We start from the raw sequence: 17,773 nt of genomic DNA, 5'->3' as shown, positions 1-17,773 counted from the left end.
ATTAAAGCTTTAATTTTTTAAATATAAATTCAGGAATATTCCTGATAACCATCATAATAATTCCCCATACAGGTAATACATAAGCCACATTTTTCCCGTTTTTGTAGGCTTTGTAAATGCAGGCAGCAGCCTGTTTCGGAGTTGCGGTCAATTTTGGGTTTAACGGTAAACCTTCCGTCATTTTTGTTGCCATAAATCCAGGCTTTACGGTAAGCACATGAACTTTTTTGTCGAAAAGATAATTTCTTAAGCCACTTAAATAGGCCGTGAAAGCTGCTTTTGCACTTCCATAAATAAAATTGCTCTGCCTTCCTCTGTCTCCGGCTACCGATGACAGGCCAATAATGGTTCCCGATCTTCTGCTTTCAAATTTGAGGGCAAAATAATTCATTACAGGAACCAGCTTTGAATAATTAATATCAATGATCTTTTCTGTATTCTTATGATCATACAAACCTTCTTCCGTACCTTCACCCAAATATCCCGTTGCACAAAATAATACATTTGAACTGACAGTATCAAATGTATTGTAATCTATTTCTTTCATCAGATCCAGCTCGATCACCTCGGATTGTTGAAAAAACTTCACATCAATATGCCTTGCAAATCTTTCGGTAGTTTCTTTACTGGAGGTAAAAAGGTAGATTTTTTCATACTTTTCCCCTTCTTCCAGAGCTTTTTCAACGAAGGCCTGCGCTACTTCAGATGTACTTCCCAGAACTATCATTTATGAATTATTATTTAGGATTCTTTTGTGCTGTAAAGACACAAATTTAGGATTTTGAATATTTTTAAGGTAATTGGTCAGGGATGATCTGCTCATACTGTCTTTGGTAAGGTAAATCCTTCCACCGAATTCCTGAACAATCGCATCTAAGTCTTCTACCAGTTTTTTCAGCTTTGCATTGACTTTAAAATCTAATGCCAATGTGTAGCCTTCCAACGGGAATGAATTGTAAGCAGACGGATTATTCTTTCCAAAAAGCTTTAAGACCGCAAGAAATGAACCATTTCCACTGTTGGCAATGGTTTCAAGGATTTTTTTCATTCCTTCTTTTCCGGTTTCTTTCGGAATCACCATCTGATACTGGATAAAACCGGATTTCCCGTAGATTTTATTCCATTCATTAATGGCATCTAACGGATAAAAGAAAGTTTCATAATCAATAAAATTCTTCACTTCTTTTTTAGTCTGCTTTTTATAGTACAGCAGGTTGAAAACCTTTACTGTCAAAGTATTCAGAATAAAATTCGGAAAATAAAAAGGAACGGTAGGCTGCAGCTTTTTCTTTAACCTGAGCGGGTTCTTTGTCAGGTTTTGCGGAAGCTCATGCTGAAAGGCATGTTCTCCTCTCATCATAATACTTCTTCCGATATTTTTTCCCTTTTGCAGACAATCGATCCACGCTACAGTATAGGTCCAGCTTTCACTTTCTTCAAACAACCTGAAAATTTCATCCAGATTCTCTGCTTTTATGCTTTCCTGGCGAATGTAAGCGGTTTCTATATTTTTAAGCTTGAACTTCGCTGTCAGGATGATTCCTGTCAATCCCATACCACCGATAGTAGCCCAGAATTTATCCGGATTTTCTTCACGGGAACATTTAATAATCTCCCCGTTTTCATTCATCAGAGTAAACTCAATTACATATTCTGAAAAACAGCCTTCTGCATGATGATTTTTACCATGAACATCGGATGCAATGGCTCCACCTATGGAAATAAATTTGGTTCCGGGCGTTACATATAAAAAATATCCCTGCGGAACAGAAATGTCCAGAACTTCAGAAAGCAATACTCCGGATTCACATTCTATAATCCCATTTAAACGGTCGAAACTAATAAACTTATTTAATTTTTTTGTGGAAAATATATTTTCACCTAATGAGGCATCTCCGTAGCATCTTCCGTTTCCCCTTGCAATAACTTCATTATGATTAAGGATAAATTCCCTTATTTTACTGAAGCTGTCTTCTGATCTCATTTCTTTTTCCACCACGGGGAAATTTCCCCAGTTGGTCACTTTCTGTATAAAATTAGGCTTCATTTTTTAAAATAAATTTGAATTAAAAATGCAGCAACCCATAATATCAGAGTCACCTGGATATATCGGTCTCTATACACAATTTTAGTGGGAGACTCCGTTCTGTTGTAAACCAGGGTCTGCTGTAAGTATCTTAAAAATGCAAATACCACAAATATTACAGTATAAAAAACCCGTGCGTGAAATTTGGCCTGTACTTCAGGTGATAAGGTAAACATCAGATAGCAGATGATAGCCAGTGTTACTGAAATGGAAAGCGCAATATCTGCAAACTGTACATTGTAACCATCCAAAGCCCGTCTGGTTTTTCCTGAAACCTGGGCATTGATGAGCTCTCCTCTCCTTTTCCCGATAGCCAGTACCAATGCCAGAACAAAAGTAAGCAGGGTTGCCCATTGTGAAATAAGAATCCCTGTGATATATCCTCCGGCCTGCACTCTTAAGACAAAACCTATGGCTATAATGAAAATATCAATGATGGGAACATGTTTTAACCTGAATGTATAAGCAAGGTTCATGACAAAATAAAAGCCGATGATGGTTGCAAACTTCCAAAGGCCCTGATGGAAATAATACCGGGCAAAAAGAATAAGAGCAATATCTATGATCACTAATCCGATAAGAATTCCTATGGCTTTTGATTTGGAGATAACTCCACTTGCCAGAGGCCTTCTCCGCTTTTCAGGATGTTGTCTGTCGGCTTCGATATCGTTATAATCATTTAAGATATACACCACACTTGCAGCCAGAGAGAAAATAATGAAGGCAAAGATACTTTTGGTCAGTAAATCTACATTTTTAATGTTGCCTGAAAAAAAGAGGGGGACAAATACAAAAAGGTTCTTCACCCATTGTTCTACGCGTAGTAGCTTTAAATATTTCTTCATTTATGTTATTTCAATACAAAAATAATGATTTTCAATTTAAATATCATTTCATAAAAATACAAAAAAAAACCGCCGGAGCGGTTTTTAAGAAAATATTTATATGTTAAATTAATTACTGCCCTTTCTGAGCATCATTAATCATTTTTTCATTTGCGGTAATAGCAAACTCTACTCTTCTGTTTTTCGCTCTGCCTTCATCGGTATCGTTGGTAGCAACCGGCTGGCTTTCTCCTTCTCCTAAAGCAAACATTCTGCTTGATGCGATACCTTTAGATAATAAGTAAGATTTCACAGAGTTAGCTCTTCTTTCGGAAAGTCTCATATTGTAATCATCTGCCCCTTTACTATCTGTGTGACCGTAGATATTGATATTGGTATCCGGATTATTGGCAAGAACCTGAGCTAGTTTATCTAAGTTTGTTTTAGCAGGAGATGTTAAATCTGAAGAGTCAAACGCAAAGTTTACAATGCTTTCGTTCATCGTGATTTTGATACCGTCTCCCACTCTTTCTACTTCTGCACCCGGTAATGTTTCTTTGATCTCTTTGGCCTGCTTATCCATTTTATTACCGATAACGTTACCGGCAACACCACCAATAATACCACCTAATACGGCTCCTAAAGCTGCATTTTTACCTTTACCAACATTGTTTCCTAAAATACCTCCGATTACAGCTCCTGACGCTACCCCTACGGCAGTACCTCTTTGCTGGTGATTTGAATTCTGAACGGCTTCACAACTTGTCAATAGCAATGCTGATGATAAGAAAAGAGCCCCGATATATGTTTTATTAAATTTCATCTTTTTTATTCTTTAATAGTTAGTAAATTATTTCATTCCGGATCTTTCGAAGTTGTAAACAACTCTTACTGTACTTCCGTCGAAAGGAACATTTTGTTCCAGTGAAAACTGGTCAGTAGTCTGGTTAATGATATTCAGTGAATACCCTACTGTATTCTGTTTTGCTTTTGTACCTGCAGCAATTTTTTTGAACATAAAGCTGCTTCCGTCTTTTATTTCAAATTTGATCGGCTGAGACACACTCGGACAAGATCCGCCTCCGTTTAAGGTGTATGCACCTGTATAATTATTTGGAATCAGTCTCCAATGACTTCCTACAAAACACTGTGCATCTGCTCCTTCATCAAAAGGTTTGATTTTGTATTGCTTATCGTAATCAATGCTTACGATTTCCCAATCTCCTTTTAATTTCAAAAACTCAGATCTCTGGTTTTGTGACGTTGCCGCTTTATTCACGGAGGAACAAGACACTGCAAAAAGTGATGTTCCCAACAATCCTGCAAGTAGTAACTTTTTCATTTTGATGTTTATTATTAAAATTAGTAATAAAGTTACAAAAAACCGTGCCAAAATTGAAAAATAAAAATAAAAAAAGTCCGAATTTTTCGGACTTTACATGTTTTATATTAAAAGACAGAAAGATATACTATTTTTTAGCTGCCTTTTTTACAGATTTCGTAGCCTTTTTCACTGCTGAAGATTTACCATTATAGAAATTGGTATATGCATATTCTGCTGCTTTTTCAAGATCTATGACTCCTCCCGCCTGTGAAAAGTCTGCAAATTGATTTTCAGTATTAGGATTGCTGGATTTAACCAGTGCTTCAATGATCTGATCAGGCTTTAAACCTGGCATATAAGCCAGTAAAACAGCTGCTGCTCCTGCTACAACCGGAGAAGCCATTGAAGTTCCCTGCAAATATTTATATTCATTTTTCGGAACTGTAGAGTAGATTTCCTCACCTGGTGCGAAAACATTTACCATTTTCTTGTTGAAGTTGGAAAAATCAGCCCTTAATGCATTATTTTTATTGGTACTTGCTCCTACTACAATCACATTATTTACAAAAGGTTTTTCATCTGTAACGTTTTTGAAGTTGGTAGGATATGCAAGGTGTTCTGCAACATCTTCATTCTCATTTCCTGCTGCTTTTACCAGAAGAACTCCTTTATCCTGAGCATATTTGAAAGCATCCCAAACTACAGTTTTACCCGGAGACACCGGTTTTCCAAAGCTCATGTTCAAAATTTTGGCTCCATTGTCTACAGCATACCTGATGGCATTGGCTACATCTTTATCTCTTTCATCACCGTTAGGCACGGTTCTTACTGACATGATTTTAGCTACTTTTGAAGCTACCCCATATTGTATTTCTTTTCCTTGCGGTGATCCGGCAATAATACCTGCCACGTGAGTTCCGTGTTCAGCATCAGGCCCTTCATAGTGATTGTTTCCGTATTTTTTCTCAGAATAATCATCATAGTTATCTCCTACGATTTCTTTTCTCGGATCGTAAGTCAAGTCATATTGCTTAGCCTGAGGACCGAAATAATCAAGAGCTTCTTTCATCTGGTCTTTCATTGCTTTTTCAAATTCTGCAGATGATTTCCCTTTAAATTCAGGACTTTGAGAAACCTGTGTTAAAACCTGGGCAGCCATTGCCTCTTTTTGTTCAGCCGGCTTTATTGCCGCTACATTTTCAGGGGTAACAGGTTTTCCATTAAGCAATTTTACCATAGTGGGAATGGCATCGTTGATCATCGTGTACATCTGGAAGCTTTGTCTTGATTCAACACTTTTCTTTGTAAAAATCTCTTTAGCTTTCATATACATTGCAAATTCTTCCGGCATTTTAGTCTGATTTGCTTTGTTTTTAGCAGAATCATCACCTTCAAACATCGGCTTGTATTTGACAACCACCCTGGTTACTTCCATATTGTCGATATCAATATCTCCGTTTTTACCTCCGATGAAATTCCATCCGTGGATATCATCGATGTATCCGTTTCCGTCATCATCTTTACCATTATCCGGAACTTCGTTAGGGTTACTCCATACATTTTTAACTAATCCCGGGTGATCAACCTGAACACCGCTATCTAAAACTCCCACTACCACTGTAGCCGGCTTAAGACCTTTGGACTCTAAAAATTTATATGCATTTTCCGTATTTATACCGTATACTTTCGTCGTACCAAAATCTTTATGATACCAAGTCATCAGATCTTTATCCTCTTTAGGATCAACGCTTTTTGCTTGTGCCTCCTGTGCAAAAACAGAATTAAAGCCTGCTAAAAAAACAGCAGCTAACAATACCTTTTTCATGCTATTATGATTGTTTAATATTTTTTATATAGGTCAAAGATTCCGGACCTTTGTTACAAATTAAGTCCAGAATCGATAAATCTTTAAAAAATCCCAGCTTATCTGTGAAAGTCTGATAATATTCTTCCATATCAAATTCGGAAGGTAATTTCGCTGAAAATTTTTCTCTGAAATTGATTTCCTCAGGATTTTTGATATATTCTTCATTCAAAGAGTATGCCTTTTCCGTTTTAAGAATCTGCTGAAGAATTTCCAGGCTTTTGATATTAAAATCCAACAGGTATTTTTCTTTCAGATCAAATATTTTTCTGAATTTATCTTCATAAAACTCAAAATACGGAGAACTCTGATAAGCAGTTTTTATTGATTTCCAATGAAGGTTCCTCCAGTCTTCCCTGTAAGAAATTTCAATATCTTTTAACTCCCTTTTTCCGTTATGATTAATAGGAATAATCAAGGAAAGCTTTCCATTCGCGCCATAAATATTAGCTCTGTTTCTATAGGTCTGCTTCGGAAAATGTTCAGACTGCTCAAATACAATTTCATTTTCAGCGTCTAAAAAAACTGAAAACCATGAAACCGGCGGCAAATAAAATACCGGTAATAATACATTCTTCATATTCATAATACAAAAATGAAGTATTTTTTCAAATACTTCATTCTATTTCAAATTTATTTTATTTATAAATCTTCTTCTGTTTTTTTCTTTCTGAATAGTTTCATGAAATATTCCCATCCGAAGAATAAGATAAGAATCATTGCTGCAATCCACCAGTACGATGTTTTATTGGCTTCTCCGGTATTGGTTGCTTTAAACATCCTGTCCCAACGGACTTTGAACGGAGCCTGATAAGATGAGCTGGCATCTGAGAACGCTCCCTGTAAACTCATCCAGGTAAACATCGGTTTTCCTACGATATTCTCTTCAGGAACAAAACCAAAGAACCTTGCATCCAGAGAAGCATCCCTGTTGTCCCCTACCATCATATAATAATCCTGCTGAATGGTATACTGACTGGTTTCTTTTCCGTTGATGAATATTTTCCCGTTTTTATTTTCAAGCTTGTTGTGCTCATACCTGGAAATAATCCACTGATATTCCGGTAAAGTTTCCTGGTTGATGGCTACTACATCTCCTTTTTTAGGAATTTTAAGCGGGCCGTACCAATCCTGGTTCCAAGGCTTGTTGATCGGGAAGATAGATTGGGTGGTATCAACACTTTTTGTATAAGCCGTTTTATCTGCATTCAGTTTATAAGAAATGGTTGCCGAATCTTTTGGAAAGATGTTTTCCTGCATATCAATTACATTGGGCAATGCTTTAATTTCCGCAGCAGTTTTATCTGTTAATCCCTGGAACATATAAACAAAACCTTTATCCGACTGCATTTCTCTGACCGGTAAAAAGCCATAAGTGTTATACAATCCCTGAATATCTAATTGTGCTCCTGTATTTACAGTATAAGCATGCTGAACTTCCTGGTCTCCTAAAATAGTTTCCGGTTTTCCGTTCACAAAAAGCCTTCCGCCTCTCATTTCAAAGGTATCACCGGCAACAGCAACACATCTTTTTACGTAAGGGTCTTTTCTGTCGATTGCCGTATGTACGGAATCCTGAGGGTAGTTGAAAACAACCACATCATTTTTCTGAGGCTTATTGAACTGTAAAATTCTTGAATAGGGCAACTTCACGCCGTCTACATAAGATTTCGGATCATCTTTTGGGTTTCCTTTTTCTCCGGAATCAAAAATAGTTCCCTGTAAGAAAGGTATTGCCAAAGGACGCATCGGTAACCTGTATCCGTAGCTCCATTTATTTACAAAAAGGAAGTCTCCTACGAGTAATGTTCTTTCCATTGAACCTGTAGGAATTCCGAAAGGCTGTGTTACAAAAACATGGATAATCGTCGCAAAAACTACAGCGAAGGTGATTGAGCCTGCAAAAGTATCTTTCTTTTTTGCACTTTTCTCTTCGTCTGTTAAGAATAATTCGTTTTCATCTTCTAACTCTACATCTTTTGAATAGTTAACACTTGCCATATAGATAAATGGTAGAATCACGGTAAGCAACTGATGCTTGAAAAGATTCTTTCCGAATTTTTTCATCAGATAGAGATGAAAAACAGACATCATGATTGGTCCTACAATTGGTAAATATGATAAAACCGCCCACCATTTCGGATGTTTTGTTTCTTTTAAAATAATGAAATAATTGTAGAAAGGAATGAACGCAAATAAAGGGCTATAACCCAACTTTTTGAACAGCTTCCAAGTTGAAATCCCCATTAATACTGATAAAATGAGAACGTATACTGTATAAGTTAAAAAATAATTCATAGTTTTTTTGTGCCTATTCTAAATAATATAAATGATTAGTGATGATTGATGATTGTTATTCTGCTTTGAATAAGTGGCTATTCATCTCTACTATTTGTTTACAATTTAAGGGTTTTGTTACAACAACTAAAGCCCTAAAACGTCTTTCATCGTAAAATTCCCTTTTTTATCTTTAATCCACTCTGCAGCGAATACAGCGCCCAATGCAAATCCATTTCTGCTGAATGCAGTGTGCTTGATCTCAATTTCATCCACTTCACTTCTGTAGAACACACTATGGGTTCCCGGAACCTCATCTTCGCGGATCGCAAAAATACCCAACTGGTTTTCCCGGGTTTCTTCTAATTTCCATGCGTCAAATTTAGGGTTATGTTTAAAGATGCCCTCTGCCAAAGAGATCGCAGTACCGCTTGGTGCATCTTTTTTATGGATGTGGTGAATTTCTTCCAGCTGACATGAATATTCTACCACACTTTTCATCAGATCGGCTAACTTTTCATTAAGCGCAAAAAATAAATTAACCCCTAAGCTGAAGTTTGAGCCATATAAGAATGCTGTTCCATGGTCAGCAGCCATTTTTTCCACTTCCTCTTTTTTCTCCAGCCAGCCTGTTGTTCCGCAGATTACGGGAATCTTATTTTCAAGACAGGCTTTTATGTTATCAAATGCTACTTCAGGTAATGAAAATTCGATAACAACATCAGGATTATTCAGGTTTTCAGCAGTTGGAGTTTCTTTCAGGCGGGCTACTACTTCATGGCCTCTTTTCGTTGCAATTTCATCAATGATCTTGCCCATTTTTCCGTATCCAACTAATGCTATTTTCATGCGATATTTTTTATGTCTTGCATTTGCCACATGTACTGTTAAAGTTTCATGTGATATTATTCTATTTATTTTATTTTAAAACCGGTAACTTAAGCTCAATCCCGTTTTAGGAGGTGCTGTTCCAAATTCATCCTGGATCACTGCAGGACTGAAAGTTAAATCCGGGTCATGCCGGCTTTCATAAAGGTGAGCATCTACTACGGCATCTACAATATTGAGGATATAGATCAATCCTGTAATGGCGATCGCGTAGTCTCGTTGTCTTTTTGCCCTGTCCTGTACATTCCCCAAAGCTACTTTATCAAGCCATGGACGGCTGTCTATAAATTCATTGGGAGTACCGTTTAACTTGGCAATATAGTATTCTCTGTATTTTTTATACTGTTTGTCATTCCACATGGCAATTCCGACACCGGCACCTACAGCTCCCCATACGATAGGGATCTTCCAATATTTTTTATTATAGTATTGCCCTAATCCCGGTAATACGGCAGAATACAAACCTGCTTTGGTGGGATTCAGTTTTAATGTTTTTACAGTAGGTCCGTTGGCTTTTTCAAGATCTGCTACGATTTTCGCTTCAGATTTTGTCGGTTTTTCTGCAGAGATACTGTCTTTCGGGTGGTGCTCTACCCGAATAGTATCATTAGGATTTACTTGTGAATAAGTAATTGCAAACAGACACAAGAAAAAAGTGAAAAGTATTTTCTTCATTTATTTAATATGGGATAAAATATATTCCAGCTCGTCTTCATTTTTAAAGTCAAGAACAATTTTACCTTTTTTACCATTTCCGGAGGTTTTAATCTCCACTTTTACCTCTAAAATATCAGAAATCGTTTTCTGAGCTCTTTTATAATTATTTGAAAGTTCAACCTTTGCCCTTTTAGCGGCAGGTGATTTCGGAGCTTTCAGAGCTGCAGCTGCCTGTTCAGCCTGGCGAACATTCAATTGCTCTTTAATAATCAGCTCAAATAAGATCTGCTGAAGTTCCTCATTTTCCATACTGATGATAGCTCTCCCGTGTCCTGCAGAAATTTCCCCGCTTCGGATTGCATTCTGAATATCGGGATTCAATCTCAATAACCTGATAGAATTGGTAATGGTACTTCTGTCTTTTCCAACTCTCTGGCTCAGGTTTTCCTGTGTCATCCCGATCTCATCCAAAAGTCTTTGATAGGTCAAAGCAATTTCAATTGAATCAAGATCTTCCCTCTGAATATTTTCAACAAGGGCCATTTCCAACAGCTCCTGGTCGTTTACTAAACGAATATAGGCAGGAATAGATGTTAAACCTGCAATTTTACTCGCTCTGAAACGTCTTTCCCCGGATATGATCTCAAACTTTTCACCGTCTTTTCTCAGGGTAACCGGTTGGATTACACCTAAGTTTTTAATTGACTGTGCAAGTTCGTTTAATGCTTTTTCGTCAAAATAAGTTCTCGGTTGGGTCGGATTAGGATAAATATCTTCAATGGCTACTTCTACAATATTTCCAACAAATTTATCTGCTCCTTCATCGGTAGCAGAATTGATCGTCGCTTTGGATTCAGCACTTAAAATAGCTCCCAAACCACGTCCCATAGCTCTTTTTTTGTCCTTCATAAATATAATTGCTCAATGATGACTGATAGATAACCAATAGATGATAATTGATAAATACTATTTATTAACTATTTTCTTGATGTATCAGACCATTCACTATTTACTTTAATTCTTTACTAAATTTTCGTTTTTCAATAAAACTTCTTCCGCCAGCTGGATATACTGGATCGCTCCTTTACTTTCAGCATCGTAATTCAGGATACTTTCACCGAAACTCGGGGCCTCGCTCAATCTTACGTTTCTGCTGATGATAGTTTCAAAAACCATTTCAGGGAAGTGAGCATTCACTTCTTCCACCACCTGGTTCGACAGTCTCAATCTGCTGTCGTACATGGTAAGAAGCAAACCTTCGATATCCAGATCTTTATTGTGGATTTTCTGAACGTTTTTAATAGTATTTAAAAGTTTTCCCAGTCCTTCCAATGCAAAATACTCACATTGAATCGGGATAATCACAGAATCTGCAGCGGTAAGCGCATTCACAGTAATCAGACCTAAACTCGGCGCACAATCGATAATAATATAATCGTAGTCATCTCTTACACTCTGTAATGCTTTTTTAAGCATGTACTCACGGTCTTCCTTGTCTACCAATTCGATTTCCGCTGCTACCAGATCGATATGGGATGGTACAATATCCAAATTGGGAGTAGCCGTTTGCTTGATACAGCTTTTTGTATCAACACTGTGCTCCAGGAGATTATAAGTAGAATACTGAACATCGTCAACTCCTAAGCCGGATGTTGCATTAGCCTGAGGATCAGCATCAATGATTAATATTTTCTTTTCCAATACCCCTAATGCCGCGGCTAAATTTACAGCTGTTGTCGTTTTTCCAACTCCTCCTTTCTGATTAGCGATACCTATGATTTTTGCCATTATTAGAACTTTAAGCATCAAAAATACACTTTTTTCTTTGCTCTGAATGAATGCAGAAAACGAAAATTGAGTTAAAATATTGTTAATAAGGTTTTTAAGGCTTAAAAAAATTATCCACAAAAAACGGGGTCTTTGTGGATAAGTGTCAAGATTTCTTTGCTATTGATTATTCAAACTTCATAGAAATCGGAAATTTGAAATAACTTCTTACGTTTTGTCCATTAACTTTAGCCGGAATCCATTTTCCTTTAATAGCCTTAATTGTTCTAAGAGCCTCACTATTGAAGGATGCATCTCCTCCATCAGCTTTAATTCCGGAAATTGTTCCATCTTTTTCTACAATAAAGGTAACTGTTGTTTTCATTGTTCCTTCTTCAAATCCTGAAGTATCAAACTTATTCATTACTTTTTCTCTGAAAGAGTTGATTCCACCTTCAAAAGAAGCTTCTACATCCACCTTTACCCTTGGAGTATTATCTTCAATTTTTTTTGCGGGAGGAAGTGTTGGTGGTATATAAGGTACTACAGGTCCTTTTCCTACTTCAGAGGCTGTTGGGTTATAATTGGTTTTTGCAATTTCTCCTTCTGAAATATTTTTGGTTCCTGAAATGGCTCCTTCAATTTTTTCAACAATCTTTTCATTAGTAACTTTAGCTTTAGGCTCCGGCAATCTATGATCTACCGTTTTAACATTTTGAGCCGGGGTAGCTTTTGGAGGTACAACAATTACCGGAGGAGCAACTTCTCTATCAGGAATATCTGTATCCTTAAGATCAAAGATAATCGGAGGTTTTTCTGTAGGTACTTCCGTTTTGAAGGCAGAAATTACAAAAGGGGTAATTGAAACTGCAGCCAACAAACTTACGCCTACAAAAAGAGCTTTGGTAAGTATTCTGTCTGATTCGTTTCTTAAAACATAAGCGCCATATTCTTTGTTCCGGTGCTCAAAAAGAACTTCGTTAAACCGAAATTCCTGGTTTGTGTTCAGGTGTTTCATCACTAGTAAAAATTTAAACTGTTAATAATATAGCGATTATTAGTTTTATGAGTTATTATCGATAATTATTGATTCAATATCAAAACATCTGCCAAAATTTTATTAAAAATACAGTATTTTAAAAATTTTTATAACAATCTACAAAATTAACTATGCGGAAAATAATAATCCATTACATATAAAGCAGTTACACTTTTTATTATTCAACAATAATTTCATTTTAATTACAAAAATTTAACAAAAAATGAAAAACAGTAAAAACCACATCTATAAATCGGAAAAATACTGAGATTTTCTTTCATACCCCTTAATACATTTGTACCATACAAAAACGGGGATGCTGAAAACCGGAAAGAGTAAGCAGGAAAAAAATATTAAAAACTTATAATTATGCCAACATTAACTCAAGAAGCAAAATCGAATTCTTTAATGAGTATGCTTTTAAAGCAGGTTTATGACACTGTAACCAACGGAGGAAATCCTGATTCTCTGGGACCAAACGACTTTATCGCTTTTGACCCGGTAGGAGTTACGCTTTCTGAAGATACTTTTGATTATGCTTTAAACGGGCTGTTCGGAGATGCACCTTCTCCAAAACCAATGCTGGACGGAAAAGGAAATCCTATTCTTGATGCCAACGGAAATCCGAAAATCGATATGGACGCCTATCAGAATGCATTAACCAACAGTAAATTCAAAAAATATCTTCAAATGGAGCAGTTTGCCGCAATGGTAGATGTGATCCCATCTCAATTACCGCCGCTTACAGAAAGCGGAAACGGAAGATCAATGACCATCATGAGCGTTATGAATGATTCTCAGAAAAGAGTTTCCAAAGTATATGAGGATCTTTTACAGTGGTCTGTAGTTGTCGATACTCAATTTGATGAAAAGGTAGAAAAGAAGCTTAATACTTTAAGAGACAAGCTGTTCAAAATCAAAAAAGTAAAAAATGGCGATTTTGATCCGAATTCACCGATTGACGACATGAACAAGCCTGAAATTTTCCACACTTTCGTTTCGCCAACTTATTCAAAATACATTGAGTATCAGATGAAATATTTTGATATTGTAGATGCCAACAACGAAATCAGAACTGCAGCCGATAACGGAGATGCTGAAGCTATGGCCAAACTTTCCATTGACGGGAAGAATATGAAAAAACGTGAGGATGCAGCTTTAAAGGCATGGCAGTCTTTAGGTTATAAAGAAGCGGTAGAAAAAATCCAGAATTACCTGAGTGAAGTTGAACAGAAAAATATGCTTGTCATTAAGAAAAGAATGGAATCTGAGTTCAGAAACAGCCAGAGGACAAGAATTTTGGATTATACCAACTACTCCCCTTCCATCCCGGTTGCTGCCAATGCATTGAAAGAATCTAAAGGATGGCCAACGGTAACTATTGTTGAAGGTGAATCTAATTATGATTATTCAAAATCTGTTCATAACTGGGGTGCTGCCGGAGGATTCAGCATGGGAATTTTCTCTATCGGTGCAAAAGGTGGCGGAAAACACGAAAAAACCAAAATCAATACGGATTATACGAATATGAAAATCTCTTTCAAATTAGGAAAAGTAAGAGTGGAAAGAGGCTGGTTTAATCAGCAGTTCGTAGAATCCAAATACTGGAAATTACATGAGCAGTCTCCTCAGACATTAAACGGAGATATGATCAGCGATGGTAACGGTAAAGGATTAATGCCTTCGATCATTACGGAACTGATTATTGCAAAAGATGTTTCTCTTGATTTCTCCAACAACAGCTCAGCTTATACTGATGTTAAAAATTCAGTGACTTCCGGAGCAGCAGTAGGAATAGGGCCTTTCGTTTTCGGAGGAAATTACAGCTATGATAACCAGGATGTACAGTCCAACTCGAAATGGAACGGTAAAAAACTGACTTCAGACGGGGTTTACATTATCGGCTACAAATGCCATGTTGTTCCGAAATCTCCGAATCCAAATCCTGAAATCAAGAAATGGACTGACGGAAAATCATAATATCCTTCTCAATCTCAATAAGAGTAACCGGCGGAAGTCTCTTTTCTGCCGGTTATTTAAACTTTAACCATTATTCATAAAAACAATAACTACCGCCATGAAATACTTTATTGCCGTTTACCAGAAGCTCAGGAATAAGTATATGTCCCAAAGCTCGATGGAAAATGATTTACCGATGATTTGCCCTTCTCTCAGAATATATGAAAATGAAGACCTGGAGCTGTTAAAACCCCAAAGCCAGCTTAATGATGACCAGAAGAAAGCACTTTCCATCATTAAAAAGCAAAACATGGCTTATGAACTGAACTCCGTTCCCATTTCTTCTGATTTCTGGGATCTGAATCCCAACAATTCCCTGTTTGATATTTACAGGGATATCCTTGAAAAAAATAATTTAAAGAACCTTGAAGAAAATTTAGATAAAGTTTTAGCGATGAAAAGTACCATTCTTTTTGATGCTAAAAACAGTGATACCAAGGAATTTAAAGCGTATAAAAAATACAGAAAAATCTATGAAGAAGCCGTTAATAAAATTACTACCCACCTTGAAATATTTGACGGTCTGGATACGGATGACGAGAAAAATAATTGGAATGATCAATTAGTCAGCCTCAACAATCTGAAGGAGCTAGCTTTCTCCGAATGGAAAGTAAAGGGGAACAAAGACCTTATTGACAGCGAGCTGGCAAAAATCAACAAAGCATCTGATGCAGACCTGTATTTAGCCATGGCCCAAAATGCAAAAAACACTTTTGATGCTGCGGAAAAAACGGATGTGATCAGCAATGCATCTATTCATGATATTAATTTTATTCCTTATGATTTTATGGAAAATGAATCGGGATGGAACAATATGAGAATTGAGAAATCCGAGCTCGAAAGCTTGTTTCAGGAGGCCAAAAGCTCCAATGAAAACCTGCCTTCAGAGATTCTTTCCATAGATTATGACGAAAGCATTATACAGGCTGTGGAACTCGATTATTCTTTTGTACATCTTAAGAGAAGCTGGTTTAATAAAAACTTTATGATGTCTGAACTTTTTGAATGGAAGGAGGCTAAAAAGATCTCTGACGGACAAACAATTTCGAATGATTTTAAGCTTCCAGCATTTCCTAAAACGATGATCCTGATCAAAAACCTCAAAATAATTCTGGATCCGTCGATTACGAATGATACGGTTAACAATCCTGACCAGCTGATCTATTTCGGACCATTAATTATGAAGCAGCAGCTTTTTGTAAATAAAAGCAATAACCAGAAATTCCTTAAGGCGATTACCAATGTTAAGACTATAAAATCTGACCAATTAAACACTTTAACGAAGAAAACAATTACTGCTGAAGCTGTAAAAATTCCTGCCCCCGATTTTATAGCCAAGCCGGCTGCAGAACCGGTAGCCGAGGCTGCAAAAGTAAATGCAACCCCTGTTTTTAATAACAAAATGAATATGAGTATTTTAAACAGCATAAGAAATTTAAGGCCCTACAATCCAGTTATTCCGCCTCAACCTGTACAGCCACCAGTACAACCCGTAAAGCCTGTTACTCCTGTAGTCACCGGACCTATAAAGTTTCCGGGGATTTTTATTCCGATTAAATATCCTGCTCCCACCCCGTCTGCCGGGGCAAATGTACAGTTCAAAGTTTTTGACAAAATCAATAATGATCCTATTTACAAATGTGCCATTTCCATCAAAGGAACAAACAACAGCCGGATTTATGAGATCGAAACCAATGAGATCGGAATAATCAACCAGATCATTCCGAACGGAGAATACAACATCGAACTGAGAATTGATGATTATGCTGTTTTAAATCAAAATTTCAGCATCACCAATAGCAATCCTCTGACTCTGGAATATAAACTTCAAAGGGAGGAAGTGAAATTCAAATCATTCTTTTTAATTGGGATGATCTGCGAGAGAATGCCTAAAATACCCATGAATCAATAATTTTTGTACAATGTAAAAAGTACGATGTATTAACGATTAAGAAGTAAGAAATTAATATGAAAAAATATTTTAAACTCCTCTTATCGACTCATAATTCATAATTCATAATTCATAATTCATAATTCATAACTCTTAACTTATAACTAAAAACTAATTATCATGAAACTTTTAAAATACTACACCAAAGCACCGGAAGTTCTTACACTTTGTGAGATACTTTATAAATTAGGCTACAACATTAAAATTTCGGATTCATTCAATCTGGAAGTTGATGCAGCTGTAAAAGATTTTCAGAGAAAAAATTCTCTGGTTGTAGACGGCATTGTAGGAATAAAAACATGGACCGTACTGCTACAGAAAAATTCAGCTCCTGTGAATACCACCGATAAATTCTTAAAAGAAAGTGATCTGATCACTTTTGCAGATCAATACAGATTGGAACTGGCAGCCGTAAAAGCCGTCAACGAAATTGAAAGCAGCGGAAAAGGCTTCCTGATCAACAACAAACCTAAAATCCTGTTTGAAGGACACATTTTCTGGAACGAACTCAGAAAAAGGGGTATTGATCCGAACACATACTACAACGCTTCAAGCAAGGACATTTTATACCCTAAATGGACCAAGATTTATTATCAGGGTGGTGTGAAAGAATATGACCGGTTAAATGAAGCTATCGGCCTGGGAAATAATCCAACATTCAAAGATGCTGCATTGTCTTCTGCTTCCTGGGGAAGTTTCCAGATCATGGGCTTTCATGCTAAAAGTCTGGATTATACCGATGTGAATGATTTTGTTTCCAAAATGGAGATCAATGAAGGAGAACATTTGAAAGCATTCGGGAAATTCCTGGAAAAAAACGGACTTTTGATTCACTTGAGGAATAAAAACTGGGCTAATTTTGCGAAAGGCTATAATGGCGGAGGTTATAAGCTTAATAAATATGACGAAAAGCTGGCAAAGGCTTATGTAAAATATTCCATGAATTGATTTTTCATTTTCAATGTATTGATATTAAAGTCCCCTTTACATTGGATTTGCGCAGATATTTGACGTTATTTATTTCTGTTTAACTGACTTTCAATTTTACAAGAGATTGCTTTGTCACTTCGCTCCTCG

Annotated in this window: 16 protein-coding genes; 3 read left to right on the top strand and 13 right to left on the bottom strand. The window is 36.6% G+C overall.

The window, feature by feature from the left end; genetic code table 11:
* Position 1 precedes the first annotated feature (1 nt).
* The 13 genes from PMI13_RS05195 to PMI13_RS05135 form a co-directional block, all read right to left on the bottom strand.
* On the bottom strand, positions 2 to 727 hold the full coding sequence (locus PMI13_RS05195) for an SDR family NAD(P)-dependent oxidoreductase (protein ID WP_007841381.1): 726 nt from the start codon (positions 725 to 727) through the stop codon (positions 2 to 4).
* A complete protein-coding gene (locus PMI13_RS05190) occupies positions 728 to 2,047 on the bottom strand; it encodes an FAD-binding oxidoreductase (RefSeq protein ID WP_007841379.1) in 1,320 nt (439 codons plus the stop codon).
* A complete protein-coding gene (locus tag PMI13_RS05185) occupies positions 2,044 to 2,931 on the bottom strand; it encodes a decaprenyl-phosphate phosphoribosyltransferase (protein WP_007841377.1) in 888 nt (295 codons plus the stop codon). The genes PMI13_RS05190 and PMI13_RS05185 overlap by 4 nt, the downstream gene beginning before the upstream one ends.
* Positions 2,932 to 3,043: 112 nt before the next feature.
* A complete protein-coding gene (locus PMI13_RS05180) occupies positions 3,044 to 3,733 on the bottom strand; it encodes an OmpA family protein (RefSeq protein WP_007841376.1) in 690 nt (229 codons plus the stop codon).
* A 27-nt stretch (positions 3,734 to 3,760) separates the two neighbouring features.
* Positions 3,761 to 4,252: a lipocalin family protein gene (locus tag PMI13_RS05175; RefSeq protein WP_007841375.1), complete on the bottom strand. Its 492-nt coding sequence runs from the start codon at positions 4,250 to 4,252 to the stop codon at positions 3,761 to 3,763.
* Between the two features lie 127 nt (positions 4,253 to 4,379).
* On the bottom strand, positions 4,380 to 6,059 hold the full coding sequence (locus tag PMI13_RS05170) for a S8 family serine peptidase (RefSeq protein ID WP_007841368.1): 1,680 nt from the start codon (positions 6,057 to 6,059) through the stop codon (positions 4,380 to 4,382).
* 4 nt (positions 6,060 to 6,063) lie between these two features.
* Entirely contained in the window at positions 6,064 to 6,684 is a 621-nt protein-coding gene (locus tag PMI13_RS05165) for a WbqC family protein (protein ID WP_007841366.1), read from the bottom strand.
* Between the two features lie 56 nt (positions 6,685 to 6,740).
* Entirely contained in the window at positions 6,741 to 8,396 is a 1,656-nt protein-coding gene (gene lepB / locus PMI13_RS05160; protein WP_007841364.1) for a signal peptidase I, read from the bottom strand.
* 126 nt (positions 8,397 to 8,522) lie between these two features.
* Positions 8,523 to 9,224 carry a 4-hydroxy-tetrahydrodipicolinate reductase gene (gene dapB, locus PMI13_RS05155; RefSeq protein ID WP_007841362.1) on the bottom strand — a complete coding sequence of 234 codons (702 nt, stop codon included), beginning with the start codon at positions 9,222 to 9,224 and terminating at the stop codon, positions 8,523 to 8,525.
* 75 nt (positions 9,225 to 9,299) lie between these two features.
* Complete coding sequence (locus PMI13_RS05150; RefSeq protein ID WP_007841360.1) at positions 9,300 to 9,938, bottom strand: DUF5683 domain-containing protein; 639 nt, start codon at positions 9,936 to 9,938, stop codon at positions 9,300 to 9,302.
* Positions 9,939 to 10,829 (bottom strand): ParB/RepB/Spo0J family partition protein, encoded by an 891-nt coding sequence (locus tag PMI13_RS05145; protein WP_034669253.1) that lies wholly within the window; start codon positions 10,827 to 10,829, stop codon positions 9,939 to 9,941.
* A gap of 105 nt (positions 10,830 to 10,934) precedes the next feature.
* A complete protein-coding gene (locus PMI13_RS05140) occupies positions 10,935 to 11,708 on the bottom strand; it encodes a ParA family protein (RefSeq protein WP_007841357.1) in 774 nt (257 codons plus the stop codon).
* Between the two features lie 166 nt (positions 11,709 to 11,874).
* Positions 11,875 to 12,705, bottom strand: coding sequence for an energy transducer TonB (locus PMI13_RS05135; RefSeq protein WP_007841354.1), 831 nt, complete (start codon positions 12,703 to 12,705; stop codon positions 11,875 to 11,877).
* Between the two features lie 390 nt (positions 12,706 to 13,095).
* On the opposite strand from PMI13_RS05135, the gene PMI13_RS05130 reads away from it, so the two are divergent.
* The 3 genes from PMI13_RS05130 (at position 13,096) to PMI13_RS05120 (ending at position 17,644) form a co-directional block, all read left to right on the top strand.
* The gene (locus PMI13_RS05130) at positions 13,096 to 14,706 is read left to right on the top strand and encodes a hypothetical protein (RefSeq protein WP_007841349.1); all 1,611 of its coding nucleotides are present in this window, start codon (positions 13,096 to 13,098) and stop codon (positions 14,704 to 14,706) included.
* A gap of 97 nt (positions 14,707 to 14,803) precedes the next feature.
* A complete protein-coding gene (locus PMI13_RS05125) occupies positions 14,804 to 16,657 on the top strand; it encodes a hypothetical protein (RefSeq protein ID WP_007841347.1) in 1,854 nt (617 codons plus the stop codon).
* A gap of 159 nt (positions 16,658 to 16,816) precedes the next feature.
* Positions 16,817 to 17,644 (top strand): N-acetylmuramidase domain-containing protein, encoded by an 828-nt coding sequence (locus PMI13_RS05120; RefSeq protein WP_007841346.1) that lies wholly within the window; start codon positions 16,817 to 16,819, stop codon positions 17,642 to 17,644.
* The last annotated feature ends 129 nt before the right edge of the window (positions 17,645 to 17,773 follow it).

Source organism: Chryseobacterium populi, assembly GCF_000282115.1.
In the GTDB taxonomy this organism is placed as follows: domain Bacteria; phylum Bacteroidota; class Bacteroidia; order Flavobacteriales; family Weeksellaceae; genus Chryseobacterium; species Chryseobacterium populi.
The sequence above is the reverse complement of the archived record's forward strand: the minus strand, read 5'-3'. Positions and strand labels throughout refer to the sequence as shown.